The sequence below is a fragment of the Colwellia polaris genome, from assembly GCF_002104515.1.
In the GTDB taxonomy this organism is placed as follows: Bacteria; Pseudomonadota; Gammaproteobacteria; order Enterobacterales; family Alteromonadaceae; genus Cognaticolwellia; species Cognaticolwellia polaris.
The window spans coordinates 53,394-79,548 of record NZ_NBOE01000004.1; the positions used below are offsets into that span (position 1 = coordinate 53,394).

Here is a 26,155-nt window from a genome sequence, read left to right on the forward strand (position 1 = left end):
GGGCACCTAGCGCCATAGATTTTATGATCACTTCATGGAAAAGTGAATGTATCTAGTTAAGGTCCGTTGCTAGTAGCAGACATTTTTGATTACTTAGTAAGTGATTGCAACGACCACATTGACAAAATATTGAGCTGAAATAACTCAACATTAATGCACTATTGATAAGTAAGCGGTAATAAACATTTAAAAGGTAATTCACACTCGATTTGCAATGAAGGTATTAGCCTATTTTTTGGCTAATACCAATTTAGAGTTATGATGATTCCTGTTCAAAGCACTGCTGTTTTAACCAGTTGCCTAATTTCACAATATCGGTTTGCTTGGCTCGCGTATTCTTGTAAACAAAATAGAAATCATCTCCTGTAAGAAGCTCATGCATTGGGATACGGACAAAGTTATGCTGGCGGTCTTGATCTGTCATTAAGTAATTATCAATGAGGGCGATCCCTAGATCATAGCGGGCCGCCTCAGCGGCAAGTAATACATGACTAAAATGACTTGTTTTTACCTCTTCAGGTAACTCAAAACCGCCACGTTTACACCAACGCAACCAGTCTTCACCAAGGTGTTCATTCGAATCTGAATATTTTACTGATAACAATGGCTGCTGCCATAGTGTCTCGGGAAGAGGTTTATCTCTGATCTGCTGCCAAAGCTTTTTCCCACAAACAGGATAGAGTTTTTCAGTATAGAGAAAGTGATTGACGAAGTTACGTTTCGGTGGATTCACGGTAATAAAACAATCGGCGACTTGATCGTTGCAATCCGGTTCCTCAGCTACCATATTTAGTGTTAAATCTATTTCAGGGTATTGTTTGCGAAAATCCGCCAACCTCGGTATTAACCATTTCACCGCTAAAGAGCTGTATAACGCCAAACGAATGTTGCCGGATTTACCATGCCGAATAAGCTGACTGGCATTTGAGAGGTTAGCCAATGAGCTGCTGACCTCTTCAAAATAACGCTCACCGACCTCAGTCAACGAAAAAACACGGCCCTGGCGGCTAAACATACTTTCACCTAAGTACTCTTCCAGTACTCTGACCTGATGACTGACGGCACTCTGGGTGACATTAAGATATTCAGCTGCTTTTGAAAAGCTGTTCATGCGCGCAACTGCTTCAAAACATTGCAGAGCACGTAAAGGAGGTAATTTCATTATTAGTTCAGCTCATGCTAATGGTATTTTAATCATTATACATCATGATACGGATTGGAATATGCTAACCATCTCAGCATTTAGCTGACGAGGGATTGTTGATTGATCTCAATTGAAACTTTTTATAATGTAGTAGGAAAAATAAAATGCCAAAAATATCTGTCGGATTAGCAATGACGTTACTTATTATTGGCAATATGATTGCTGTATTTTCAGATGCCTTGATAAAAACGCTGTCAGCAGATGGTGCGGTATATCAGTTTGTTTTTTTTCGTCAATTAAGCGCAGTGTTAATTTTACTACCATTTTGCCTCTTCAGTAAAAAAAATGGCCTGTTCGATGGTCTAAAGTGGCACGTCCTACGCGGCCACATTTGGTTATTTGGCGCTATATTTATGGTTATAGCCCTCAACGCTATGCCATTAGCCACCGCTAATGCCATTTTCTATGCGGCACCTTTACTTATGCTGCCACTAGCGATGATATTTTTTCAAGAAAAGCTAACACGTCATTCAATTGCAGTGGCAATTTTGGGCTTTATCGGCGTGCTCATAGTGGTTAAGCCGACACACATTAACTGGGCAGCGATTGCCGCGCTGATCGTAGCATTAACGATGGCGATGAATAATATATTGATTCGTAAATTGCCCAAACATCATAATGTCTTTCAAGTTTTACTGCTAACCAACCTCGTTGGCGTCCCAGCAGCGCTTGGGTTAACGTTATGGGAAGACAAACCTTGGCATTGGGCTTCTATGCTAACAGCTACGGGGTCCACTACTTTCATCTTAATTTATGCTGGTATATGCGTGCTGGTGTACCGCGCTGTTGAAGCCAGTAAAATTGCCAGCGCCGAATACAGTGGCCTGTTAGGTGCAGTTGCAGTGGGCATATTGTGGTTTGATGAAATTCCAGATCTGAGCATGACAATCGGTACTGCATTTATTATTATTCCTCTGATTTGGTTTGCCAAGATCGAAGCAAAGAAAAAACGATTGGAAGAACAAATAAAAGGGTAAGTATTCGAGAGCAGACGTGCTGAGATGAATTACTTGAACTTACTCGCTGCTCTGCTTAAAAATTTACTCTCAAATTTTTTAAGATACAAAGGTAATCCCCCCGAAAAGTAATAAATAACTATGTAGTGGCCAAGTGATTTTGGCCACTAACTTATAGTTTCTATCTCGCTCTGGTGGCGAAATCACCATAGGATTAATACTCTAAATTTATTTATAACTTACATGATTCAATGTCCCCTTTGGGGATTTGAGATCTAATTCCGTGCAAAAATTTTCGGTACAATATCAATTGTGAATGAATGTGAATTTTTATATAAAAACGATAAGTTTACGACCCTGATCCACCGATTGAACTCAAGCCACTTTGCAGACCTAAATAAGGCTTCAAAAATAGTCATATTAATGTTCACTTAGATACGATTGCTGACATTAGCCTTGGCTTATCTAGCGACATTTGAACCGATGAAAATCAACCCTGGGTTAGATAATAGAATTGTTCTAAATTTTATCAGTAATTTATAAAGTCAGAAATTATAATTTGATTAGAAAATACCAAAGCGGACATTAGATTACTAGGCATTGTAAGTATGAAAAAATAACTTTCTATCTCTCTTTGGGGCACATAGTTAGATAGGTTTTACGATAAGTCTGTGTGCAAAGCGGAAGCTGTTGGTATCAACATCACACCTCTAATGGGGATTGAAAATTATTCACCTATGTTAGGGCATGACTTGAGCAATGAAAATTTAACTAATCGAGCGATGATGCTATACGCTAATAATTTTGCCTATATGAATGATAATGGCGTTACCATATTACAACCAGATAAAGAAGCTAAATTATTTAATTATGTTTTTAGTCAAAAATCACTGGTCGCTAGCGATAGAAACGATGAGTTGTCTGATATAGCCTTAGCTCATGCTTTATGGCGGAGCCGTGCTTTTAAAAATGATTGGTATCGATTTTCGATAAATGTTCAGGTTAATAGCCTTGATGATGAATTCGCTATAAGTGATTAATAATTTATCCTTTGTTTATTGGTTGTTAGATTGAAAACAAATAAATTTAATATTTTAGCAAATAATTTACTTACCTTAAGTTTTCTTTAAGGAGGGTTTATTAAAGTTACATCATAGGCAACGAGGAGGTTTATGATGTTTAATTTAGTTTCTAATCATTCTAGAAAAAATATTACTAAAAAAAGTGATTCTGCTTTCACATTAGACTTGGATGTCTTTGCAAAAACTTCACCTGGTAGAACTGATGTAGAGTCCTTTATTATAAATGGATTTCAAAAGTCTTATAACGCTAGTGTTTCAGTGAATATGCCTTGGGTTCTAGCGATTAAAGATGGACAGTTCAAAGCGGCATTAGGCATAAGAAGTGCCGTCAATCCTTTGTTCATTGAGCAATACTTAGATACTCCAATTGAAAATGTTATATCAAATGTGGCGAGTAATGTGTCACGTGATGAAATTGCTGAAATTGGTAATTTATATAGCAATGCCAAACGATTTACCCTGCCTTTGTTTTTGGTAACAGCAGTATCTTTATTTTGTAATAACTATCGCTACATGGTGTTTTCAGGAACTGAGCATGTTTTAAAACTTATACAAAAAATAGGTGTAGACACTCGGTTTATTGTAGATGCCGACCAAAACAAACTTAATCCATCAACGGATGACTGGGGAAGTTACTATCATACTAACCCCAAAGTGGTTTCAATATCATTGGCCAGTGTAATGAGTATTATTGAAAACAATGATACTTACGCTACTTTGTTCTCTGCATTAACCCCTAAAATTGTTCAAACCACTTCTCGCTTGCGAGGAGAATTATCATGAGAGAATTACTTTATAATTTTAAAGAAAACGATATCGCTATTGAATCTAGCGCTGGTTCTCTATCTTATGAAGCATTATTTGATAAGGTAAATAAGTTATCTGTATGGTTTAAAGAGCGCCAAATAACTTCTGTGTGTATTTATGCTCAAAACTCAATTGATTGGATAGTTGTTGATTTGGCATGTCAACAATCAGAGGTGGTTTTTACACCGATCCCGTTATTCTTTACTGATGAACAATTTAATAACCTTGTAGCGTCAGTAAAACCAAATGTTATCTTCAGTGACAATATTCTACCGTTTGAAAGTGATGACGCATCACATAACTTAACGTTAATCGCCTATAAAATCGCTCAAAATGATATGGCTGAATTTCCCATAGGTACAGCTAAAGTCACTTATACATCAGGTTCTACTGGTCAGCCCAAAGGTGTATGTTTAAGTAAAGATAATCAATATAACGTTGCGATATCTTTAGTTGAAAGAATAGGACTAATGAAGCCTCGACATTTATGCCTTTTGCCACTTCCAACTTTATTAGAAAATATTGCGGGTATTTATAGTCCTTTCATTGCCGGGGGCACGGTTATCGTACTGAGTGATAATGAAAGAGGCTTTCAGGGAAGTCGGTTAATTAATCCTCAACAATTACTCGCTTGTATTAGTGAACAACAACCTAACTCGTTAATCTTAGTGCCAGAGCTTTTACATGTTTTAATACTTGGTGTTGAGCAAGGTTGGACACCACCTAAGTCACTAAAATTTATAGCGGTTGGAGGTAGTAAAGTTTCAAATAAATTAATTGTAAAAGCAAGAGAGTGTTTATTACCTGTTTTTCAAGGTTACGGTTTGTCAGAGTGTGGCTCTGTGGTGAGTTTATGTACACCTTTACATGACAAAATAAACAGTGCAGGTAGCCTATTACCACACTTAAAAGCAAATGTTAAAAATGGCGAATTGGTCGTTACTGGAAATACTTTTTTAGGGTATTTAGAGGATAAAAATTCTTGGTATCCAACATCCGTACAAACAGGAGATATTGCCAGTATTAAAGAAAATACAATTTTCATCAATGGCAGAATCAAAAATATTCTGATCAACTCTTTTGGACGAAATATTTCCCCTGAGTGGGTCGAATCAGAAATTCTTTCAACAGGTTATTTCCAACAGGCCGTTGTCTTTGGTGATGGCAAGCCTTTTTGTACTGCGATTATTTATTCAAATATAGCAAATTCAACACACGCATTATTGCAAAACATCATTGATCAAATAAATGACTCGCTACCTGATTACGCCCAAATAAGAGCATTTGTTAGCCTTGAAAAACCACTGGCGTTTGAAAAAGGGCTACTAACGTCAAATGGCAGACCCAAAAGGGCTGAAATTTTTACTGAGTTTAAATCTCAAATTGAAAATGCATACCTAAATACATCAATTGCATAGGATAAATTATATGAACCTTTATCAACGATTATTAACAGAAACAACCCAAGAACGTGAATACCTACTATCTGCTCCTATCATTAAACGATGTTTCGAAGGAGATATTGTACTAAGTGATTATGTGGCCTTTCTAACGGAGGCTTATCATCACGTTAAGCATACGGTGCCATTACTTATGTCTGTTGGAGCCAAATTACCTGAAAGTAAGGAATGGCTCAGAGAAGCCGTTGCTGAGTACATAGAAGAAGAGCTAGGTCATCAAGAATGGATATTAAATGATATTGAGCATTGTGGTTCGGACAAAGAACAGCATAGAAAAAGTACGCCTAATCTAGCCACTGAATTAATGGTCTCTTACGCTTACGATATGGTAAATAGGATAAACCCATTAGGCTTTTTCGGCATGGTTCACGTGCTTGAAGGAACCAGTATAGCAATGGCAGACAATGCTGCTGAAAATATTAAGCAGACATTAAATCTACCGACAAAAGCCTTTTCTTATCTTCGTTCTCATGGCTCGTTAGATATTGAACATGTAAAATTCTTTGAAGGGTTAATGGAAAGAATTACTGATAAAGCTGAGCAAGATTTAATTGTAGAAAGTGCCAAAAAATTCTTTATTTTATATGGTGATATGTTTAGAGGTTTATCTATTTCACCCGCTAAAGAATTCGCTGCATAGGAGGTAATTATGAAACAAGAAAAAATTTGCCTAGTTACTGGTGCGTCAGGAGGGATTGGTCGTGCAATCTCTCGTGAATTAGCAAGTGCGGGTTACACCGTGATTTTGCAAGGAAGGGATCTTGATAAGTTAACAGATATTAGAAAGGAACTAAGATATAACTCACATATCGTTTGTGGTGATCTTACTGATGAAAATGCTCGAAATAGAATACTTAATGAAGCGTTTGACTATGGTGATATCGAGTTACTGGTTAATAATGCTGGTATTTCTAGTTTTTCAGATTTTCAAGATTTAGCAAAAAGAGAGTTAGTGAACTTAATGGATATAAACTTACTTTCCCCCATGCTTTTTACACATGAATTCTTAAAGCGGCTTAGTCCGTCTAAAAGTACTAATACTAATAAGGTTAAAGCAACAATAGTTAATGTTGGCTCAGCTTTTGGCTCAATAGGCTATCCTGGCTTTAGTGCATACTGTGCGAGTAAGTTTGGCCTTTATGGTTTTACTGAGTCCTTGAGTCGAGAATTGGCAGACTCAAACATAAGAGTTGCTTATTTTGCTCCAAGAGCAACACATACAAATATCAACAGTGACATTGTTGATGAAATGAACAGATCATTAGGAAATGCCAGTGATTCACCTGAGTTTGTAGCAAAAGAGTTTATGACGTTAATTCGCAGTAATAAAGCACGAAAGTTTGTTGGCTGGCCTGAAAAGTTTTTTGCGCGGTTTAATGGTGTCTTTCCTGAAATTGTTGATAGAGCGATAAGTACGAAACTTAATAAAATCAAGCGTTTTTTTAATAAAAGCAGAACTTCTGAATCAGTTTCTGAAATATCGTTAGTAGAGGAGAAATAAAAAATGAAAACGACTAATAAGGTGTTCTTATTTTTGATCAGTGGTTTTATTTCACTTGGTTCGTTGGCAAATAACGCCAATGACTTTGATGATAAGTTGTTATATTTGCAACATGAATGGGCGAATGTAAATTATACATTGAAAGGTGATAGTCAAGAAGATGCATTTGATGAACTCTCTGAAGAAGCTCAAAGCTTTGTTAAAAAATATCCAGAGCGTGCAGAAACTTGGATTTGGCAAGGAATTATACAATCTAGTTACGCTGGTGCAAAAGGTGGTTTAGGTGCATTGTCGTTAGCTAAACAAGCTAAAAAATCTTTCGAAAAGGCAATTGAAATTGATGATTCAGCATTATCAGGATCAGCATACACCAGTTTAGGGACTTTATATCATAAGGTTCCAGGATGGCCGATTGCATTTGGTGATGATGATGATGCGAAAGCGTTTTTAGAAAAAGCCTTAGCGATTAACCCTACAGGAATTGATGCCAACTATTTTTATGGTGAATTCATGTTAGACGAACGAAACTATGAAAAAGCCAAAAACCATTTTATCATCGCAAAATCAGCTCCTGGCCGAGAATTAAGACCTTTGGCTGATAAATATCGACACATTGAAATAGAAGTGCTTTTAAATAAAGCCGAAAAGAAGTTGAAAAAACACTAGTAATATTTAATTGATACGCAAAAGTTTTCTTAAGGTTTCCTTAATAAAACTTTCTTATGCTTGAAAGGCTTATATTTTATCGTGGTGAATCATGAAGTTTTCAGTATTTCCAATTGTATTTTTACTATTGTTATCCCCGTTGCTCTATGGCAACGAAATCATACCATTTACTTATAGCGAAGCGATCAAGCCTTACAAAGGGAAAGTTGTTTATTTAGACTTTTGGGCATCTTGGTGTGCTCCTTGTAGGAAGTCTTTTCCTTGGATGAACGATTTAAAAAATAAATTTGATAATGATAAATTTGTCGTTGTTAGCGTTAATTTGGACGCTGATAAGAAACTCGCAGAGAGGTTTCTTTCACAAGTCCCTGCGAATTTTTCTATTATTTATGATCCTAACGGAGACCTCGCAGGTGAACTGCAATTAAAAGGAATGCCCAGCAGTTTTCTAATTAATACTGAAGGTAAAATTGTGAGTGCTCATATGGGATTTACTGAAAAGAAAAAATTGCGTTATGAACAAGAAATTAAAGAATTACTACAAGGAAATCATTATGCCGATAATTAAAGGTTTACGTGGGGCGCTTATACTTAGTTTCGTTCTGTTGACTGGATGTTCAAGTTTAGGTGTCGAACCTTGGGAAAGAGATTTATTAGCGAAAAAGGAAATGGCATTAACAAGTGCCCCAATTGATACCGCCCTAGATGATCATATCTACTTCAGTAAGGAAGCAACAAGCGGTGGGCGTAGTTTTGGTGGTGGAGGCTGCGGATGCAATTAAAAAAAACAAAACCTAATTTAAAAGTGTTACTAACAACGGCATCTTGTGCTTTGCTAGGTGGCACAGCACAAGCACAATCCGATGAAGGCTGGCAATTTGACACTGCGATTATGCATTATGCTGAAGCTGATAGAGTCACGGCCACTGAAGCAATTATTGCGGGTCAAAAGAGCTTCGCGAATGATCAAGTACTTAATTTAAAATTGACCATTGATGCCTTAACGGGGGCTTCTCCAAATGGCGCGGTTGCACAGCAAACACCACAAACCTTTACGAGACCTTCAGGAAATGGGCAATATACGGTTAAGCCGGGGGATACTCCTTTAGATGACACATTTAAAGATACACGAGTACAATTAACAGGGCAGTGGACCCAGCCTTTGTGGCAAAATTATACCGTTAGCGCGGGAGGAAATTTCTCAAAAGAGTATGATTATATGTCTGCTTCTGTAAATGGCAATATTGCAAGAGACTTTAATAAAAAGAACACCACCCTTTCAATGGGGATAGCTTATGCGTATGACATTATAGAGCCAGAGGGAGGAATTCCAAAGCCGTTTACTAGCATGGTCATTGGTGACTCTGATGATCCCAGTTTTGATGATGAATTTGATAATACGCGTAAAGGTGGTGATGATTCAAAATCAACAGTTGATCTATTGTTCGGCATTACGCAAGTCATCAACCGGCAAATGATTGTGCAATTCAACTATTCCTACTCCTCAGTCAGTGGCTACTTAACTGATCCATTCAAGGTGCTTAGCTTAGTTAATGAAAACGGAGAAGCTCAAGAATACTTGTATGAGCACAGACCTGATGAACGAACCAAGCATGCTTTTTTTGGCCAGAGTAAGTATCACTTTGATAACGGGATATTAGATGCCAGTTATCGATTTATGACAGACGATTGGAAAATAGATTCTCATACTATTGATGTGAGGTATTTAATTCCATTTGAAAATGGTCACTTTATTGAGCCACATGTCCGGTTTTATACTCAAAGTGCAGCAGAGTTTTATCAACCTTTTTTAGAGCAAGCCAATGCGTTGCCCGAATATGCGAGTGCTGATTATCGAATTGGTGAGTTAGACACTTATACAGTAGGCGTTAAATATGGCATGCCGATGGGTAGCGCTAATAATTTAGCTTTTAAACTTGAATACTATCACCAAACACCTAAAAGTAATGGAACAGAGGAGATTGGTGTATTAAAGGGAGTTGAGTTATATGAGGAAGTTGATGCTATAATTGCTCAGGTAACTTATTCATTTTAATTGTGTTTTATGGCTAAAATTAACTCTGTCAAAAGAAACGTGAAATGCCAGTCTAGGGACGATGGCTTCACGCTGTCATTTTTTTCTATGGCTAGCTTGTGTGAAATATTAGTTGACACACAAGATGAAGCATTGGCAAAAAAGATGGGGATAATTGCCGCGAATGAGGCATGGAGAATAGAAGATAAGTATTCTCGTTATAATAAAAGTAGCCTATGTTCAAAGATGAACGAAAAGGCTGGTGAAATTGTAGCAATAGATAATGAAACTTATCAATTATTTGCGTTTGCCAACCAATGTTATGAGATGAGTGAAGGTGCTTTTGATATAACATCAGGAATTTTAAGAAAAGCATGGCACTTTGATGGCAGTGATAATATTCCGAGTAAAGAAATTGTTGAAGACCTACTTGAGTTTATTGGTTGGCACCAGGTTGATTATTCTCCTGAAACTTTTTATATGAAGCAAGGAATGGAAATTGATTTTGGTGGTTTTGGTAAAGAATACGCTGTTGACCGCGCTATTTTACTTTTAAGTAAAATAGCTAATGTACCATTTTTGGTTAATTATGGTGGTGACCTTGCTGCTTATGGCAAAAAAAAGGCTGACAAAGCGTGGCAAATAGGTATTGAACACCCGGCATTTACATCGAAAAAATCAACTATTGTGACAGTAAGGGACGGAGCGATTGCAACCAGTGGTGATGCTAATCGATTTTTATTGAAAGATGGTCAACGGTATAGCCATGTACTTGATGTTAAAACGGGCTGGCCAATTAAAGATTCACCAGCCTCTATAACCGTAGCGGCACCTAAATGCATTCAAGCGGGATTTTTGGCTACATTAGCGTTATTACAGGGGAAAAATGCAGAAGCACTTTTACAACAACAAGAAATTATGCATTGGGCCATACGATAACTAAGCATAAAGCAGTAAAGAAATAGGGATGGTGTGAGTATGAGGTTATTATTAGTTGAAGACGATATACACCTAGCAAACGGTTTACGTGAATCTTTAAGACACGAAGGTTGTAGTGCGGATGTAGTCTTTAACGGCTATGATGGTTTGACCGCTATACAAAGCGGTGACTTCGATATAGTCATACTTGATTTAGGTTTACCTGATATCGATGGGCTGTCAGTGCTCAAAAAGGCTAAGCAAATCAATAAAGCTCTACCTGTTCTTATTTTGACGGCAAGAGATGGCATTGAAAGCAAAGTACAGGGGTTAGATTTAGGTGCTGATGATTATTTAGCTAAGCCATTTAGTATAGAAGAATTACTCGCAAGAATAAGGGTTTTTGAACGAAGACTAGGCACACATTCTACCTCAGTTATTGAACATAAAGGCATATCACTAGATACTAAAGCACATACTATTACAGTTAGAGGCGCTGAAACTAATTTTTCACGAAGGGAATATATGCTTGTTAAATCATTGGTAGAAAACTTAGGAAGAATTCAATCAAAAGAACAATTAGAAAGTAAGCTCTATGAATGGGGTGAAGAAGTTGCCTCGAATACAATAGAAGTACACATCAGTAATATTCGAAAAAAATTGCCTAAAGAATTTATTAAAACCGTCAGGGGAGTTGGTTACGTAGTGAGTAAAGGTTAAATGAGTATACAGCGCTATTTACTGGTCGTGATATTGTCAGTGGTAACGTTGGCATCCTTTGCCGCAGCCTTACAAGGATACAAAGCTAGCCGACATAGTCTTTCAAGCATCTTTGATGAGGAAATGAAGTCGTTTGCTCTAGCATTAATGAACAGTCCCATCAAACGGGGTGGACAAAATACAACGTTACCTTCAACATTTGCCTATCAAATTTTCACTGATGATATATTGCTGTTAAAGAGCAATAATGCCCCTCAACAAATCATAACTACTCAAAGAGAAGGCTTTATAGATAGCAGCTTCTTAAGCAAAAGGTGGCGTGTATTTGTTCTTGTTGAAAATGATACAAAAGTCATTGTTGCACAATTAGTAGATCAAAGAGTTGAATCAATTGAGCATGTGTTATTAGAGGCGATCCTGCCCATAGTGTATGTTATTCCAATTATCGGTTTATTGGTTTTCTTTGCGATTAACAGAAGCTTAAAGCCCCTTAATTTTTTATCTAAGCAGCTTAAACAAAAAAACGTTAACGACTTAACCCCTGTGGAAGTCAAAGATAACTCTGCGGAACTAAAACCTATAGAGCAAACATTAAACCTTTTGCTAGAGAGATTAGAGCGTTCATTTGAACGAGAAAAAAGATTATCTGCTGACGCAGCTCATGAACTAAGAACTCCAATAAGCGTATTAAAAATAACAGCTCATAATATCTCCATTGCTTTTGAAGATAATAATATAACGCACCAACATATTCATGAGCTAAATAATAATACTGCTAGAATGGCACATGTGATTGAGCAAATTATTACATTAAATAGAACAACACCAGAAAACTTTGAACAGAGTAAATCTACCATTGATTTACGTAGTGTATTGCAACAGGTAATTTCAGACAATTATGAGAAAGTTGAGTTAGCGCATCAGTCTATTTCGTTAAAATCACACGCTATTCCATTCTACGGTGACTCGTTTTCACTTGAGATATTGTTTGATAATTTAATTAAAAATGCCATCAAATACAGTGGTGAGAATACTCAAATAAGTATATCAACTTTACAGGGTGACGATACTGTCGAGGTAATTGTTGAAGATTCTGGCATTGGAATATCTCAAGATAACTTGGATAAGGTTTTTCAGCGTTTTTATAGGGTAAAACAGCATGTTGAAACAGGAAGTGGATTAGGTCTATCCATTGTTAAACATATTGTAGAATTGCATGGAGGGGTAATCGCCTTATCTAAATCTACGTTGGGCGGACTTAAGGTATCAATAACACTTCCTTATAACGCAAAGGATGTAGATTGTGGTTAGGCGTAATCACCTATTTTCACCTTTTTGGCTTGTGCTAATGCTTTTGCCTTTTAATTTGTGGGCAAAAACACAAGAGTTTACTTTAACCCTTGAAAATCATGTGTTCACTCCTTCAGAATTGAAAATACCCGCCAATGAAAAGGTTAAGTTAATTATTCATAACAAGGATGAAGTGGCTGAAGAATTTGATAGCTTTGATTTAAATAGGGAAAAAGTACTATTCCCAGGTAAAAAAACAAGGATATTTATAGGGCCTCTTCCAGAAGGAAACTATGAGTACTTTGGTGAGTATAATCCCACTACTGCCAGAGGTGTTATCGTGGTGGAGGTGAATAATGCTGATTAATACTGTTATATTATTCCTGAAAGATTTGCTGCCCATTTTTATTCTTTTGTGTTTACTTAAAGTCAATAACGCGAATGCCGTGATTTCGAAAAAAGTAATCTTTATCATCGTTTTGCTTAGTATCTTTGGTGTTATCGCTACATTTAAGCTTTTGCCATTAATAGGGGAAATGTGGGATGGCACCGGGATAGAGATCTTACAAACGATTGAAGTATTGCTTGTATATGTTTTATTAGTTTTTAGTTACTCAAATGTTGCTTTAAGCAAATATTCATCTGTGAAGCAGCTCTATTTTATTTCATCAGCCATAGTTATTTTTGTTACGTTAAATACGAGTGTTTTTATCGTATTTTTAGATAGTTATATTACTAGTAGTGAATTTATAAAGCATATCATAGCAGGCTTAGCTATAGGGTTAGGTATATGTTTTAGTTTCAGCTTTTTAATGTATTTTTTATTAATCTGGCTAAATAAGAAGCAACGCTATTTAGTTATCTACACATTTTGGGCACTGTTTTTGACAGGGCAACTTAGCCAAATCATTAATCTATTGCAGCAAGTGGATATTATTCAAAGCAGCGCAGCGCTTTGGGATAGCTCAACTTTAGTTGAGGATAGTTCGGAATATGGACACCTTCTTAAAACACTATTCGGATATGAAGCTAGACCATCTTCAGAATTTATTATGGTATATCTCGGTAGTTTACTTGTTCTTTATAGCTATTTTTTTATCCAACTTCGCTACAAAATTAGCGAGTCAAAACAGCCAGAAGGGAGAAATTATGAGCATTAGAGTGATATTGATAATACTGCTAAGCTTTTCAAAGGTAGTACTGGCTGATGGAGTTGTTGTTGATAAAGTTTACCATCCTTATGTTTTACCGAATGAGAAAGAGTTTGAATGGCGATTAATGTCAAGACAAACAGACAATAATACGATTCTTGGTCAAAGGATTGCCTACGGTCAGTCATTGAGTGAAACAGTAATGATAGAAGGGTATCTAGTAGGAGAAAAAACTGAAGTTGAAGATTTTGGTCTTCAAGCCTACGAGGTGGAAATTCGTTGGATGCTAACTGAGCAAGGCGAGTTGTGGGCAGATTGGGGAATGCTCTTTGAAGTTGAAAAAATGCATAAAAGCAATGACTGGGAAGTAACGACAGGCGTTTTATTTGAAAAAGAGTTTGGCCGTACTAGCCTTACTTTGAACTTATTCGGTATATATGAATGGGGAAAGAATCTTCAAGATGAAATTGAGATGGAGTTTAGGTTAAAGTATCGTTACCGATGGTTGCCACAGATTCAGCCTGCCATTGAAATTTATACTGGAGAAAATTATTTTGGTATCGGCCCAGCATTTATGGGAATTCAACGTTTTGATGGACAGAAACAGCTAAAATGGGAAGCTGGATTTATTACAGAGGTATCTAACTCAGGTAAAGACCACACCTTCAGGCTAGCATTAGAATATGAGTTTTAGATTTTTCTTATAAGTACCAAAGGAGAATGTTGAGTGCATTTTTCAGTTATTATGTTCGGGATCCTAATTGCTTTTCTGTCTTCAGTCGCCTTGATTCATAAAGCGGAAGGAAGTTCTGGTTTAAATATTAGAGCAAAGATGGCTAAGAATACGACATTATTTGAATTTACGATAATATATGGTTTGTTAATAGGCATATTAATAGATCTACTTATTGGTGATGCTCTTTACAACAAACTTTGGGGGCGATAGCGCCTTAGATTTAATACTGTAATTTCATTTAAAACTTAAATCAGTCAAATGTCCGCTTTGGGGATTTGAGGTTTAACGCCATGTAAAATTTTAGGCATAATTTCAGTTTTGAATAGATGTAAATTTTTAAGTAAAAAAGGAAGCTTTAAGATCTCTGAACTGCCGTTAATACTCAAAAGCTAATGTCGACTATTGGCTATCACTTGACCTAAAGAATAATTAGCAGCTATCGTCAACAAAGATACGATTGCTGACATTAGCCTTGGCTTATCTAGCGACATTTGAACCGATGAAAATCAACCCTGGGTTAGATAATAGAATTGTTCTAAATTTTATCAGTAATTTATAAAGTCAGAAATTATAATTTGATTAGAAAATACCAAAGCGGACATTAGATTACTAGGCATTGTAAGTATGAAAAAATAACTTTCTATCTCTCTTTGGGGCACAAAGCGCCTTAGGATCTTTAACCCCATTTTGTTCCGCTCCGTGCGCAGAGCGGAAAGTAACTTAAAAAAATTATTGAGATTATGCCTCTAAGTACACATCTAATTTGGAATAGATTGAATACCTACACATGTTTAATGTGTGGGTTAAAAGTGCCCGCTGTCAATGGTGGGTAAAAACCAATATTTAAGTTTAGCGGGTTGGCACACCGGCATTAAGTGTGAAATCAATGCACTTTTTTCTGTCGCTTTTAATAAAACTTCAAACTGAATAAATTCACGGTAACCTTCAACCTGTTCAGTTATGCTAAAACAACTATGCTCTTTACTATAACCATTAATCACTTTTAAATTAAAGCCAGTCAATTTATCCATCGTCATTAATAAATCGACAATGTCGTCTTTGAGTTCTTTGGGCGAAATCAAAATGAAGAGTAATTCTTCGGTGGTGTAGGTCATTTTTTTCTCTCCATCAAGCTATAAAATATTGGTAATAAATAAAGGGTGGTGATGGTTGATGTGATCAAACCACCAATAACAACAATAGCTAATGGTTTTTGAATTTCAGCGCCAGGGCCAGTGGCAAAAGCTAAAGGCAGTAGACCAACCAAACCTGTTGATGCGGTCATTAATATTGGGCGTAAACGTCGATTGGCACCCTCGGTAATACGTTGGCTTAAATTACTGATAAGCATTCTTGTTTGTTCGAAATAACTGACCATTACTACCCCATTGGCAACAGCAACGCCTAATAACGCAATGAAACCCACCGATGCTGGCACCGACAAGTATTCGCCACTTAGGTATAGAGCGATAATGCCGCCCATCACCGCAAAAGGAATATTGGCGAGAATTAAGGCTGACTTTGCTAAAGAGTTAAAGGTGGTAAATAAAATAATAAAAATTAATATCAGCGACACAGGCACAACAATCAGTAAGTTTTTGGTGGCTCGTTGCTGGCTTTCATATTCACCGCCAAAAACCAAGCTATAGCCATTGGGTAAATTAACTTGCTGATTTATTTTTACATTTAACTCATCAACAAAACCAACCACATCCCGGCCAATAACATTGGTGCTTATAGAAACAAAGCGCTTGCCTTTTTCACGTTCAATTAATAAAGGCCCTTCTTTAAAGGAAACATCGGCGATGCTTTCTAGTGTTACCAAAGTATTGTTGGGCATTAAAATTAGGCTGGCTTTTAAATCGGCTAGTGAGGTGATCGTGCTGGTTGGATGGCTAAAAACAATGGCGGTGGTTTTATTACCTGCTAATATTTTTGAAACGGTTAGTTCTTCCAACTGACTTTGTAAAAATTTTGATAACGCTGAGGTGGTCATTCCCGATAATGCGGCAATTTCAGGGATCAAGCGAATGTTGACATATTTGCCACCTTCTATAATCGCGGCTTGTACGTCGGCGCTGCCTTGGGTTTTGCTCACGATATTTGCTATTTTGTCGGCTAGTTCTGCGAGAGTTGCTACATTATTGCCAAAAACTTTAATGGAAACATCACCTGTGCTACCGGTAAGCATTTCTGAAACGCGCATTTGTATTGGCTGGGTAAAGCCGATATTAATGCCAGGAAAATTCACTAGTACTTTTCTGATCTCTGCGATTAGCTCTGCTTTTGTATCGAAACGCCACTGGCTTGCGGGTGTTAGCTCCATAAACACATCGGTTTCATTTAGCCCCATAGGATCAAGACCAAGTTCGTCGGAGCCTGTTCGAGCTACTATTTGTTTTATTTCAGGTATAGCTTCTAGCAGGGCTTGTTCAATTTGGTTATCAAGAGCCACGGATGATTGTAGTGAAATACTGGGTGATTTCTCTAATTGCACAATAATGTCACCTTCATCAAGGAGTGGCATGAAGCTTTTTCCTAAGCCAGTAAATAACACTAAACTTACCGCTAATACCAGAGAAATGCTGATGATAAACTTTTTTGGTGCTACTAGGGTTTTACTTAACGAGTGTAAATAATGGCGTTGTAATACCTTAACCAGTTTAGGATCTTCAACCGCTTCATTTTTCAGTAACAGCGAGGCTAAAATAGGAATAATGGTCAGTGATAAAATAAGTGCGCTGATCATCGCAAAAACAATAGTTAGTGCTACAGGGGTAAAGAGTTTCCCTTCTAAACCCGTTAAGGTGAGTAACGGAGAAAAAACAATCAGCACGATAACCGTGCCAACAACAACAGGTGTCGCTACTTCTTTACAAGCGCGATAAATAACATGCAGGCGCGGTAAAGATTTGTTTTTTGCTAGTTGATTAACAATGTTTTCAACAATTACCACCGAAGCATCAACGAGCATTCCTATGGCTATAACTAAGCCACCTAAGCTCATTAAGTTGGCTGATAAGTTAAATTGCTTCATTAAAATAAAGGTCATTAATGCTGCAAGTGGTAATGATAAAGACACGACAACGGATGAACGTAAGTCGCCGAAAAATATCGCTAGTAAAATAATAACTAAAATAACGGCTTGAGTTAAGGCGCTGGTAATTGTGCCAATGGCGGTATCAATGAGGTTTGAACGGTCGTAAAAAACATTAATAACCGTGCCTTTAGGTAATGTCGGGGTAATTTGCGCTATTTTCTTTTTCACCTGACTAACCACTTCGGCTGTATTACTGTTTTTTAGCGCAATAATAAGTCCTTGTGTGGTTTCTTTGCCGTCTTTAGTTACTGCACCATAACGGGTTAAGTGGCCAATGCTAATTTCAGCAATATCACTGAGGCGTATTACTTGCTCGTTGTTTGCCGGAGCACTAGATACTAATACCAAATTTTGTAATTCATCAATATTTTCTATACGGCCTTGGCTGCGAATAATAAGGGTGTCGTTGCCTTTAATTAAACGTCCGAGTCCGCTATTAATATTATTAAGTGTTAATGCATTTTCAATATCGTTAAAAGAAATATGGAGCTGCTGCATTTTTAAAATGTCAGTGTTTATTTCATAGGTTTTAACAAAGCCGCCTAAAGCGTTAACATCAGCAACACCAGCTACTGTGCGCAGTAAAGGCCTTATTTGCCAGTCAAGTAATTCGCGGCGCTCGGTTAATGATAAGTTTGGGTTCTCTACTGAAAACATAAACATTTCACTTAAAGGTGTACTCATTGGAGCCATGCCGCCGCTGATATTATTCGGCAGTGCTGACCAAACATTCATCAGCCGCTCGTTAACTTGTTGTCTCGCCCAATAGATATCGGTGCCTTCTTTAAAGTCTAAGGTAATGTCGGTAATAGAATATTTTGTCGTTGACCGTAGCATTGCTTGCTTTGGAATACCGAGCAATTCTGTTTCAATAATACGGGTAACTTGCGACTCTATTTCTACCGAGGTCATCCCCGGCGCTTTTAAAACGATTTTTACTTGTGTTGGGGATATATCAGGAAAGGCATCAATTGGTATACTTAGCCAAGCGTTAGCACCAATAATAATGGTAATAACAGCGAGTATACTGACGAATAATCGTTGGGTTAACGAAAATTTAATGATGGAAGTTAGCATCAATTATTCTCCTGAACCTAGTTCAAGTAAAATGCCTTGTACGGCACTTACTGATGAGATTAATACCGATTTTTCAGTAAGATTTACTTGGCTGGTAAATAAATAGTTCCCCTCACTTGAACCCAACAATTCAACGGCCACTAACTCAAGTTGTTGCCCCTTTTTTATCGCAATATGATCACGATTATCTATTTCAAAAAGAGCACTTTTATTAATACTAAAAGCCGCTTGTTGATAAATAGGGCTAACAACCAAATTTTCGCCAAGGGTAATGTTACAGGCATCTGTGATTGGGGCTGACCAAACTGTGGTGCTAAAGTTATGAACCAGTGCATTTTGCGTACTCGTGGTGTCGATATCGATAACACAGTTATGATTAAGTACTTTTACTTTGCTTAATTGCTTTACTTTTTTTAATGGTGCAGATATTTTTAGGCGCATAGCATGGTGAGGAATTACATCAAAAAGTAGTTCGCCTTCTTGCTTTACATTGCTATTTGCGAAATAGCGTAGGGTGCCTGTGATTGGTGAAATAATACTAACAATTTCATCATCACCTTTATTTGCGCTTTTACTCTTGCCTTTATTGCCGCCTTTATTGTTGAAAGGGCTAATCGATAAGAATTCTTTTAAATGGTTTAAATGGCCGAAATGTAATTTAGCGGCAAAGTAGCTATTACTGATTTCAGTCCAACGTGATTGTGATAATGCCTTTTGCTGATATAAACCTAAGCTTGTTTGATAATGCTGTTTGGCATTGCTAAACAATGTTTTCGCTGCTTGATACTCTTCTAGAAAATGATGTACGTCATAACCACTTAAAATAGCAACCGCTTGACCTTTAGTAACCTTAGAGCCATTAGCGATAAGAAATTGGCTATGTTGTACCGAAAAAGGTAAGTACATGGAAAAATTTTCACCGGGCTTTGTTTGGCTACTTGCTAATAAGTTTTGCCCGTTAATATGGTCAACTGCCGTTATTTTTTCAAAGTCGAGCTGATAACCGCCTAGCTGCGTCAGTAATAATGGGGCATTATCACTGCTAGTGGTGTGTTGAGTTTCTGCCTGCGCTACGGATAAAAATAAACTTGCTGATATTGCAGCAAGTAATGTGCAGGCTTTTACTCCACTTTTTATTGCATTAAACATATTTTTTGTAAGCTGAACTTGAGGCTGATGGTGGTTTGATAAAAAACTCATAATGAAATTCCTGCGGCTTGTCTTAACATAGCGGTATTTTTACGTAATAAAAGTTGGTTCAAGGTTAGTTGAGATTTGCTGGTAAAAGCATTAAGCATTCGTCTTATTGCTTGTTCTTGCTCAATTTGTCCGGCATCAATTAACAATTGAGTTTCTTTAATAATGGCTTTTGAAATTGTCTGACTTTGCGTAAGTAAAGACTGCTTTTTGTTGAGAATAATTTGCTGACTTTGTAAACGACGATATTTATTTTGCAGCGTTAACCAAAGCTCTTGTTTGGCTAATTGGTAATTATTACTGGCACTTAACCATTCACTATTTACTGATTGGCTCTTAACGTCTAAAAAGGTCAACGGAATTTCTGCACTGACACCTATTTGCGTTTCATCAACGTCGTTATTACTGAGCTGTTTTGCACTTAACGATAACTGCCAAGATGCGGCATTATTACTGGCTAATTTAAGTTGTAGTTTTTGCTCAAGCCATTGTTGGTTTAGCTGTTTTATTTGCGGATGCTTAATCAATAACTTATTTTCATTACCATAAGTATTTTCTTGCTCGTTCGTGGAGATATTTTTTTCATTAATATTATCGGGTAATGCGCTAAATCCGGTTAACTGTTGGTATTGATGTAATACCTGCTCAACGTATTCGCTTTGCTCTAATTGTGCAATTTCACTGGTAAGCTTTTCTTTTTTTATTAATAGCAAAGGGTATTGATTCGTCGCTGATGATTTAAATAGTTGTTGATATTGTTGTTCTAAACGACTGAGAAAGGTTATTTTTTTCGTTAAATTTTCTACTTGGTACTGAGCGAGTTTTATTTGCCAAACTTGCTCTCTTATTACTCCTGAAAATAATAACTTTTGATTGGATTGCAAGAGCGTTTGGCTTGCTTGGCTTGATGTTTTAAGTTGCTGATCAATTGTGCGTTGCAGTGATGACTTTATCGCTAAATTAACTTTTACTTCATTCTCATCAGTGCCACTGTTTAAGTCGCTACTTAAATGACTTATAGCTAACGTTGGTGAAGCGGCGAGCCATGAATAATATTTCTTATCAGCAGAAAACCTTTGGCTATGTGCTTTATTCGTTTTCTCAATAGTGGCATTTAACACATCACTTAGGGTGATAGACTGCGCATAAGAATGTTGAGCAACCATAGATAAAAAGACTATTGCCGTTGCTTTTTCAAGTGATTTAAAGCGAGTCTTTAAGGTGATGATATACAAGCTCAATCGATTACTAGCCATTGTATTTTCTACTTATCAAATATGAATTTACGAGGCATAATAGAGACTTATCAATGAATTACATTAGACATGTGTTAAAAGTGCCTTATGGTACACATGTCTATTGAATTTTTAATGAATTGTTTTTATTGGTTTTTTTCTGCTCTTTTGTGTTTGTTTTACTGGATAATTAATAGGTTTGTATGAAAGATAAAATTATTGCTTTAGTGTTATTGATTATTATGGTGTTAAACTTTTTTGATGTCTTAACTGACATTTCTTTGGGGGTTCCCCAATGGCACATAATAGAAGAAAGTTTGATTGTCTTGATGTCGGGAGTAGCGGCAATATTTTTGATTTTTGATATACGAAAGCGGACTAAAAACGCATTGTTATTAAAAAATCAATTAAGCCTGAGTGCCTATGAGCTTAAAAATATTACTGAAGAAATGAGTTTAGCCCGCAAGCAATACAGCCAAGTGATACATGACCAATTTGAGTTGTGGCAATTAACAAAAAGTGAACAAGAAGTAGCCATGCTACTGCTAAAAGGTTTGAGTTTTAAAGAAATATGTGCCGTTCGCGAAACCAAAGAAAAAACTGCTCGTCAGCAAGCATCGACCATTTATAGCAAATCAGCCGTAGAGGGGCGACATGATTTTGCCGCTTGGTTTTTAGAGGATTTTATTGCGAGTTCGTAGAATCTATTTTAATAAGTTTTATCTTTTAAAGTTTAAACTTACTTATAATTTGATGATAGAGTCTTTTCACATTAAAACTAGAATGGCTTTATGGGTAGTAACTTATAATGCTCCTGTTAATTTTAAAGTGTGACAAAAACAGTTGCTGTTCTAAGGCGTCATGGGGGCGATAGCGCCTTAGATTTAATACTGTAATTTCATTTAAAACTTAAATCAGTCAAATGTCCGCTTTGGGGATTTGAGGTTTAACGCCATGTAAAATTTTAGGCATAATTTCAGTTTTGAATAGATGTAAATTTTTAAGTAAAAAAGGAAGCTTTAAGATCTCTGAACTGCCGTTAATACTCAAAAGCTAATGTCGACTATTGGCTAAAAGCCGAAGTATTAATTGAGTCACTGAAGCTCCCGTTTAGTGCACAAAATTATCTCAATCTATTAGTGGCAAACCTAATGTTATTCAGTGTTCATCACAAATGTCATTCGGTGGCAGTGTGGGATGATAATGACTGGCAGTTCTGATGTAATTAGGTGGGAAAACTGATGTAATTATCCAATCAATCCACTTGAAATCCATTAATTATTTGTTGATTAATCCCCGATTTGGGACGATGCAGGTTATTGATCCAGTTCAGCTTTACTACTAAATTTCACACTATACTATTAAAAAAACCTTCCAGTTAAAATATCCTCAGGATCTAAGGCATTCGGGGCATATTGAGAATGTTTAATTACTTCAGAAATATCAATATCTTTTAAACTTTGATTGAAAGGATTATCTATAACAATGTCTTCGCTTTTCTCCTTGCCTTCTTTCTTTTTGTTCTGTCTTTGTGCTTCTTTTCCTAATAGTTCCAGCTTATCAAAAGCTAAAGCCAAGTGTTTTATTTCTAAGTTTTCATTAGATAAAAGAGCAATTTTTAAAGATTCTGATAGTAGATGTTTCAGCGATCTATTTTCTCCTCGACAAGCAGAAAATATAGCCGTCGCTGTCTGTTTATCTCCCAAAGTGGGAGGTTCCTCAAAAGGCATTTTATTAGCTAAGCCCATTATGTAACGAATAAAATAATTTTTATCATTTTTTAAACTAAAGTAACTTAGCTTTCTTTTTCTTACTAATCGAGAAGACCACTGTGGTTCCTCAGCTATTAGCTCCGCCCATGGCATTCCAACTAATACGATTGGCACTTTAGCCTCTTCACTAATTAATTTTAATTCATTAGCTATATGTTGCCGCTCTTGTCGACTTTTGAATTCAATTAATTCTTGAAATTCATTAATAATGAGTAGCTCAACTTGGGCTTTTATCAAACTTTCTATTAATTTTTTAGTTAGATCAGTTTTATAGCCACGTTTCTTTCTTTGTTCACTCCCGAATAAATCCAAATCAGCTAATACTTGAATAAGAGTCGCTTCTAAACCTTTTCCCTTAGAGATGCGACTAATCAATATAGGTATCGTACTCCGACTATAATTTTGATTAGCTAACACCCTCTTCCTATAGTGATTGATAATGTGGCTTTTCCCAACACCTGCATCCCCACTCAAAAGCATACATTGTTGATCCAGTTGAAATAGACGGTTTTGCCTTAATTCATCAAAATCATTAAATATTGATTTTATTTGAGGGTGTTCAACAATACAGTCATTGAATTGGCGTAATTGCTCAATTTGTGTTTCAGTTAAGGTGTTCACTCGAAAGCCTCTAAATCATCATCCCAATTTTCTAAAATATCATTACTTATATTTTCTTGTTTTGTAGTTGATTTTTGTTCGGAAACTTTAATAGTTCCTGTGCCGGTATTGCTCACATCTGCTAATTGAGCTTGTTTTTTAACGGATGATATCTTTCTTTTATTTTTAGACGTAATAAAAAGTTCTTGTTCTTGTTTTACTCGTTCATGTATAGCCATTCTAGCGGTAGCTAATCCTAATACGTCTTTAGACCCTCGTATCATTTCCCGATTAATTTTTTTAATTGTTTTATGCTCATGAATACTTAGACCTTTTGTATAACCTGTAGGGTCTGTACAAGGCACTTCAATATAACTATTCAGCTCTTCTAAGTAGACATAGATTTTTGAAATATCATCAGGATCCACTTTAATAATTTTTTTAATGGTTTCTTTAGTTTGCGGATAATGCTTTCTATATTCAGATAGGGCTGTTGAATCATACATTAACTCTTCAAATTTAAAGCCATTTCTAGTTAATGTTCTTTCGTCAGAAATATTCATTAAAATAGAAAATTTTTCTTCTTCTTCCTGATTCATTTCAAGTGGCGGATAAACCTCAAAACCAGTTTGCCATTTTTTTATTGGGATACGAGTGTCACGCGAATCACTATCTTGGTGATATATATCAACAATCCAACGATGAAACTCTTCTACAAAAGTTGAAAAACGCATAATCGCATCTTTCTCAGGTTTGTATTCTTCTTTTTCTAATATATTGGAAAAAGTTTTCCCTGGTAACTCTGATATAAAGTATTGATTGATTACTCCAAAAAATCGTTCAACAAAAGGTTTTAACCATGGTTTACGTACAGGATTATATTGAATATTTATTCCTACTGATTGGCAAGCATGCTCCAAGCTTTTAGACCAAAATTCAGCACCGTTATCAACAACTAAGTTCTCAATCTTTCCATAACAGGGCCAATTGTTCTGTAACTCTATACCAATTGAATCTAATGACTTAGGCTTGATTGCATGAGAAATTGCTTTTGCTGCTGATACATAGGAAGGGCATTTATAACTTAAATGGAACCCCATAATACAGCCACTAAATACATCAATAAGTAGTGTTAAATAAGGTCTGCCGATAGGGATCAGTAATTCATCATCGAGAAGGATTAAATCAAGTGGTGTATGATCTATTTCTACTCGCTCTAATATCCGTGTGGGTGGGTTATGTGCGCCGCAATAAGCAAACCATTGAGCGGCTTTAAATATACCGTGCCTTGCAACAGCAACTTTATATGGGGGTAATGATTTAATGCGTTTATTAAAAGCGACATAAGATATTGTTGGTATTTTATTTTCAAAAAGATGTTGATTTTCAATAATGATAAGATCTTTATAATACTGATAAGCGGTAGATACTGTTGGCCGTTTAGCATTTAAGAATCGTTCTAATGCTTTATCAAAAAACACTTCATCTCCTGATATGCGTTTTTTTCTATTACCCATTTTATGGTGTTCAGAAATGAGTGAGGTAAGGTCTCCATTACTCTCATTATACTTTTTTCGCCAACGGACTATTGTTCGCCAATTAGGACGTTTTTTATCATCATTATCAAAGAGTTTATCAAGAATTGGGTCAATATTCTTTTGAGTCCAACCTTCAGTTAGTTCCTTTGCTATATAACTAATAATTTTATACTTATCTAATGTATTGTTTTTTAAAGCCTCTGGTAAAGTGTCCAAATCACGCTTAATTAAGTTCGCGTCTTCTAATCTTATATATTGGATGGGGGTCTTAGGCTTATTAGGTACTATCGATTCATCAAACTCATCATTAAAACCCGTCATAGGCAGCCCATAAGGTTGGATTATTTGTTAAATCATCATGACTTAAGTCCGCTTTTACAAAACCTTTATGTATCAATGCATATAAGAAAGAGCGGGCTTCACCAATTGATAACCCAAGCTGAGAGCTAACATCATTAAATTTGATAACATCTGATTTTTTAATAAGATTAAGCAATTCCTTTTGAACTGCATTAACACCATAAATCCCTGAATATCTATGAAGTAATTTTAGGTTGTTTAAAATCGGGTTAACACAAATTTGTTTGTCTGTTATAAGGATTAATTCACGGCCTAATATTAAAGATGCTTGTTTTTTAGCCTTGAATTTTTCCCTAAATAAGGGAGATGATATTTTGCTAAATGGCTTATATTCGTGATATTTCTCATTACCATTTTTATAGATGATTAGCGTATCAGGGGTGTATGGTAAATTTTTCCCATTGAACTCATATTTGAATCCTTTTGGTTGGCTGCCATAACTTTCAATTTCATCATTGTATTCATGATGGAAACAAGCATTAAACTCTAATGTACTCTCACACATAATAACATTATTAATTTTTGCGCTAGCAAATTTGAAAACATTTTTATTAGGTGAAGGCTTTCTTAAATTTCGAATATACATACAATAAACCGAGTGTTTTTATTGCTATTGAGTATAAACTAAACAAAAGATTTAAACAATTTGTCATTCTATGCTTTATTTATATTTTAAGTTGCTTATTTTAAAGGAATTTAATTTTGTAATTAAATTACAAAATTAAGTTTTATGTCAAAGTATGGTTTAAA

The 26,155-nt window shown here is 36.1% G+C and carries 25 protein-coding genes; 17 read left to right on the plus strand and 8 right to left on the minus strand.

What is annotated here, in order from left to right; all coding sequences use genetic code 11:
- Positions 1–256: 256 nt before the first annotated feature.
- Entirely contained in the window at positions 257–1,162 is a 906-nt protein-coding gene (locus B6A32_RS08610; protein WP_085302965.1) for a LysR substrate-binding domain-containing protein, read from the minus strand.
- A 146-nt stretch (positions 1,163–1,308) separates the two neighbouring features.
- Between B6A32_RS08610 and B6A32_RS08615 the strand changes: the two genes are divergently transcribed.
- From B6A32_RS08615 to B6A32_RS08690, 16 genes are all read left to right on the plus strand, one after another.
- Positions 1,309–2,181 (plus strand): DMT family transporter, encoded by an 873-nt coding sequence (locus B6A32_RS08615; protein WP_085302967.1) that lies wholly within the window; start codon positions 1,309–1,311, stop codon positions 2,179–2,181.
- 650 nt (positions 2,182–2,831) lie between these two features.
- The gene (locus B6A32_RS08620; protein ID WP_085302969.1) at positions 2,832–3,200 is read left to right on the plus strand and encodes a hypothetical protein; all 369 of its coding nucleotides are present in this window, start codon (positions 2,832–2,834) and stop codon (positions 3,198–3,200) included.
- Between the two features lie 132 nt (positions 3,201–3,332).
- The gene (locus B6A32_RS08625; protein WP_085302971.1) at positions 3,333–4,025 is read left to right on the plus strand and encodes a thermostable hemolysin; all 693 of its coding nucleotides are present in this window, start codon (positions 3,333–3,335) and stop codon (positions 4,023–4,025) included.
- Positions 4,022–5,467, plus strand: a complete 1,446-nt coding sequence (locus tag B6A32_RS08630; RefSeq protein WP_085302973.1) for an AMP-binding protein — start codon at positions 4,022–4,024, stop codon at positions 5,465–5,467. Before B6A32_RS08625 ends, B6A32_RS08630 begins: the two co-directional genes overlap by 4 nt.
- Before the next feature lie 10 nt (positions 5,468–5,477).
- On the plus strand, positions 5,478–6,149 hold the full coding sequence (locus B6A32_RS08635) for a TenA family transcriptional regulator (RefSeq protein WP_085302975.1): 672 nt from the start codon (positions 5,478–5,480) through the stop codon (positions 6,147–6,149).
- 9 nt (positions 6,150–6,158) lie between these two features.
- Positions 6,159–7,010, plus strand: a complete 852-nt coding sequence (locus tag B6A32_RS08640) for an SDR family oxidoreductase (RefSeq protein ID WP_085302977.1) — start codon at positions 6,159–6,161, stop codon at positions 7,008–7,010.
- A gap of 3 nt (positions 7,011–7,013) precedes the next feature.
- Entirely contained in the window at positions 7,014–7,676 is a 663-nt protein-coding gene (locus B6A32_RS08645; protein WP_085302979.1) for a tetratricopeptide repeat protein, read from the plus strand.
- 91 nt (positions 7,677–7,767) lie between these two features.
- Entirely contained in the window at positions 7,768–8,244 is a 477-nt protein-coding gene (locus B6A32_RS08650) for a TlpA family protein disulfide reductase (protein WP_085302981.1), read from the plus strand.
- Positions 8,231–8,458, plus strand: a complete 228-nt coding sequence (locus B6A32_RS08655) for a DUF4266 domain-containing protein (RefSeq protein ID WP_085302983.1) — start codon at positions 8,231–8,233, stop codon at positions 8,456–8,458. The genes B6A32_RS08650 and B6A32_RS08655 overlap by 14 nt, the downstream gene beginning before the upstream one ends.
- On the plus strand, positions 8,449–9,732 hold the full coding sequence (locus B6A32_RS08660; RefSeq protein WP_085302985.1) for a DUF3570 domain-containing protein: 1,284 nt from the start codon (positions 8,449–8,451) through the stop codon (positions 9,730–9,732). Before B6A32_RS08655 ends, B6A32_RS08660 begins: the two co-directional genes overlap by 10 nt.
- A gap of 9 nt (positions 9,733–9,741) precedes the next feature.
- Positions 9,742–10,650 carry an FAD:protein FMN transferase gene (locus B6A32_RS08665; protein WP_085302987.1) on the plus strand — a complete coding sequence of 303 codons (909 nt, stop codon included), beginning with the start codon at positions 9,742–9,744 and terminating at the stop codon, positions 10,648–10,650.
- A 39-nt stretch (positions 10,651–10,689) separates the two neighbouring features.
- Complete coding sequence (locus B6A32_RS08670; protein WP_085302989.1) at positions 10,690–11,349, plus strand: response regulator; 660 nt, start codon at positions 10,690–10,692, stop codon at positions 11,347–11,349.
- Positions 11,350–11,397: 48 nt separating this feature from the next.
- The gene (locus B6A32_RS08675) at positions 11,398–12,660 is read left to right on the plus strand and encodes a sensor histidine kinase (protein ID WP_158088471.1); all 1,263 of its coding nucleotides are present in this window, start codon (positions 11,398–11,400) and stop codon (positions 12,658–12,660) included.
- A 37-nt stretch (positions 12,661–12,697) separates the two neighbouring features.
- Positions 12,698–13,006, plus strand: coding sequence for a cupredoxin domain-containing protein (locus B6A32_RS08680; RefSeq protein ID WP_085303378.1), 309 nt, complete (start codon positions 12,698–12,700; stop codon positions 13,004–13,006).
- A complete protein-coding gene (locus B6A32_RS08685) occupies positions 12,996–13,799 on the plus strand; it encodes an FTR1 family protein (RefSeq protein WP_085302993.1) in 804 nt (267 codons plus the stop codon). The genes B6A32_RS08680 and B6A32_RS08685 overlap by 11 nt, the downstream gene beginning before the upstream one ends.
- Positions 13,789–14,484 carry a hypothetical protein gene (locus B6A32_RS08690; RefSeq protein WP_085302995.1) on the plus strand — a complete coding sequence of 232 codons (696 nt, stop codon included), beginning with the start codon at positions 13,789–13,791 and terminating at the stop codon, positions 14,482–14,484. Before B6A32_RS08685 ends, B6A32_RS08690 begins: the two co-directional genes overlap by 11 nt.
- A gap of 845 nt (positions 14,485–15,329) precedes the next feature.
- Here B6A32_RS08690 and B6A32_RS08700 read toward each other — a convergent pair.
- From B6A32_RS08700 to B6A32_RS08715, 4 genes are read right to left on the minus strand one after another with little or no spacing between them, the layout of a single operon-like run.
- The gene (locus B6A32_RS08700; RefSeq protein WP_085302997.1) at positions 15,330–15,641 is read right to left on the minus strand and encodes a DUF3240 family protein; all 312 of its coding nucleotides are present in this window, start codon (positions 15,639–15,641) and stop codon (positions 15,330–15,332) included.
- A complete protein-coding gene (locus B6A32_RS08705) occupies positions 15,638–18,703 on the minus strand; it encodes an efflux RND transporter permease subunit (protein WP_085303380.1) in 3,066 nt (1,021 codons plus the stop codon). The genes B6A32_RS08700 and B6A32_RS08705 overlap by 4 nt, the downstream gene beginning before the upstream one ends.
- 3 nt (positions 18,704–18,706) lie before the next feature.
- Positions 18,707–19,903, minus strand: coding sequence for a hypothetical protein (locus B6A32_RS08710; protein WP_085302998.1), 1,197 nt, complete (start codon positions 19,901–19,903; stop codon positions 18,707–18,709).
- Positions 19,900–21,156 (minus strand): TolC family protein, encoded by a 1,257-nt coding sequence (locus tag B6A32_RS08715; protein ID WP_085302999.1) that lies wholly within the window; start codon positions 21,154–21,156, stop codon positions 19,900–19,902. Before B6A32_RS08715 ends, B6A32_RS08710 begins: the two co-directional genes overlap by 4 nt.
- Positions 21,157–21,338: 182 nt before the next feature.
- On the opposite strand from B6A32_RS08715, the gene B6A32_RS08720 reads away from it, so the two are divergent.
- Positions 21,339–21,836, plus strand: a complete 498-nt coding sequence (locus tag B6A32_RS08720) for a helix-turn-helix transcriptional regulator (protein ID WP_085303000.1) — start codon at positions 21,339–21,341, stop codon at positions 21,834–21,836.
- A gap of 660 nt (positions 21,837–22,496) precedes the next feature.
- Here B6A32_RS08720 and B6A32_RS08725 read toward each other — a convergent pair.
- From B6A32_RS08725 to B6A32_RS08735, 3 genes are read right to left on the minus strand one after another with little or no spacing between them, the layout of a single operon-like run.
- Positions 22,497–23,528, minus strand: a complete 1,032-nt coding sequence (locus B6A32_RS08725) for a TniB family NTP-binding protein (protein WP_085303001.1) — start codon at positions 23,526–23,528, stop codon at positions 22,497–22,499.
- Positions 23,525–25,366, minus strand: a complete 1,842-nt coding sequence (locus B6A32_RS08730; protein ID WP_085303002.1) for a Mu transposase C-terminal domain-containing protein — start codon at positions 25,364–25,366, stop codon at positions 23,525–23,527. The genes B6A32_RS08725 and B6A32_RS08730 overlap by 4 nt, the downstream gene beginning before the upstream one ends.
- A complete protein-coding gene (locus B6A32_RS08735) occupies positions 25,353–25,991 on the minus strand; it encodes a TnsA endonuclease N-terminal domain-containing protein (RefSeq protein ID WP_085303003.1) in 639 nt (212 codons plus the stop codon). Before B6A32_RS08735 ends, B6A32_RS08730 begins: the two co-directional genes overlap by 14 nt.
- Positions 25,992–26,155: the final 164 nt, after the last annotated feature.

Bases quoted from the DNA above. Each gene is read 5' to 3' on its own strand.
- B6A32_RS08665 (WP_085302987.1), top strand. From the start codon at position 9,742: ATGGCTAAAATTAACTCTGTCAAAAGAAACGTGAAATGCCAGTCTAGG.
- B6A32_RS08720 (WP_085303000.1), top strand. From the start codon at position 21,339: ATGAAAGATAAAATTATTGCTTTAGTGTTATTGATTATTATGGTGTTA.
- B6A32_RS08610 (WP_085302965.1), bottom strand. From the start codon at position 1,162: ATGAAATTACCTCCTTTACGTGCTCTGCAATGTTTTGAAGCAGTTGCG.
- B6A32_RS08660 (WP_085302985.1), top strand. From the start codon at position 8,449: ATGCAATTAAAAAAAACAAAACCTAATTTAAAAGTGTTACTAACAACG.
- B6A32_RS08705 (WP_085303380.1), bottom strand. From the start codon at position 18,703: ATGCTAACTTCCATCATTAAATTTTCGTTAACCCAACGATTATTCGTC.
- B6A32_RS08735 (WP_085303003.1), bottom strand. From the start codon at position 25,991: ATGTATATTCGAAATTTAAGAAAGCCTTCACCTAATAAAAATGTTTTC.
- B6A32_RS08650 (WP_085302981.1), top strand. From the start codon at position 7,768: ATGAAGTTTTCAGTATTTCCAATTGTATTTTTACTATTGTTATCCCCG.
- B6A32_RS08690 (WP_085302995.1), top strand. From the start codon at position 13,789: ATGAGCATTAGAGTGATATTGATAATACTGCTAAGCTTTTCAAAGGTA.
- B6A32_RS08700 (WP_085302997.1), bottom strand. From the start codon at position 15,641: ATGACCTACACCACCGAAGAATTACTCTTCATTTTGATTTCGCCCAAA.
- B6A32_RS08715 (WP_085302999.1), bottom strand. From the start codon at position 21,156: ATGGCTAGTAATCGATTGAGCTTGTATATCATCACCTTAAAGACTCGC.
- B6A32_RS08630 (WP_085302973.1), top strand. From the start codon at position 4,022: ATGAGAGAATTACTTTATAATTTTAAAGAAAACGATATCGCTATTGAA.
- B6A32_RS08615 (WP_085302967.1), top strand. From the start codon at position 1,309: ATGCCAAAAATATCTGTCGGATTAGCAATGACGTTACTTATTATTGGC.
- B6A32_RS08730 (WP_085303002.1), bottom strand. From the start codon at position 25,366: ATGACGGGTTTTAATGATGAGTTTGATGAATCGATAGTACCTAATAAG.
- B6A32_RS08640 (WP_085302977.1), top strand. From the start codon at position 6,159: ATGAAACAAGAAAAAATTTGCCTAGTTACTGGTGCGTCAGGAGGGATT.
- B6A32_RS08685 (WP_085302993.1), top strand. From the start codon at position 12,996: ATGCTGATTAATACTGTTATATTATTCCTGAAAGATTTGCTGCCCATT.
- B6A32_RS08710 (WP_085302998.1), bottom strand. From the start codon at position 19,903: ATGAGTTTTTTATCAAACCACCATCAGCCTCAAGTTCAGCTTACAAAA.
- B6A32_RS08680 (WP_085303378.1), top strand. From the start codon at position 12,698: ATGCTTTTGCCTTTTAATTTGTGGGCAAAAACACAAGAGTTTACTTTA.
- B6A32_RS08635 (WP_085302975.1), top strand. From the start codon at position 5,478: ATGAACCTTTATCAACGATTATTAACAGAAACAACCCAAGAACGTGAA.
- B6A32_RS08670 (WP_085302989.1), top strand. From the start codon at position 10,690: ATGAGGTTATTATTAGTTGAAGACGATATACACCTAGCAAACGGTTTA.
- B6A32_RS08645 (WP_085302979.1), top strand. From the start codon at position 7,014: ATGAAAACGACTAATAAGGTGTTCTTATTTTTGATCAGTGGTTTTATT.
- B6A32_RS08625 (WP_085302971.1), top strand. From the start codon at position 3,333: ATGATGTTTAATTTAGTTTCTAATCATTCTAGAAAAAATATTACTAAA.
- B6A32_RS08655 (WP_085302983.1), top strand. From the start codon at position 8,231: ATGCCGATAATTAAAGGTTTACGTGGGGCGCTTATACTTAGTTTCGTT.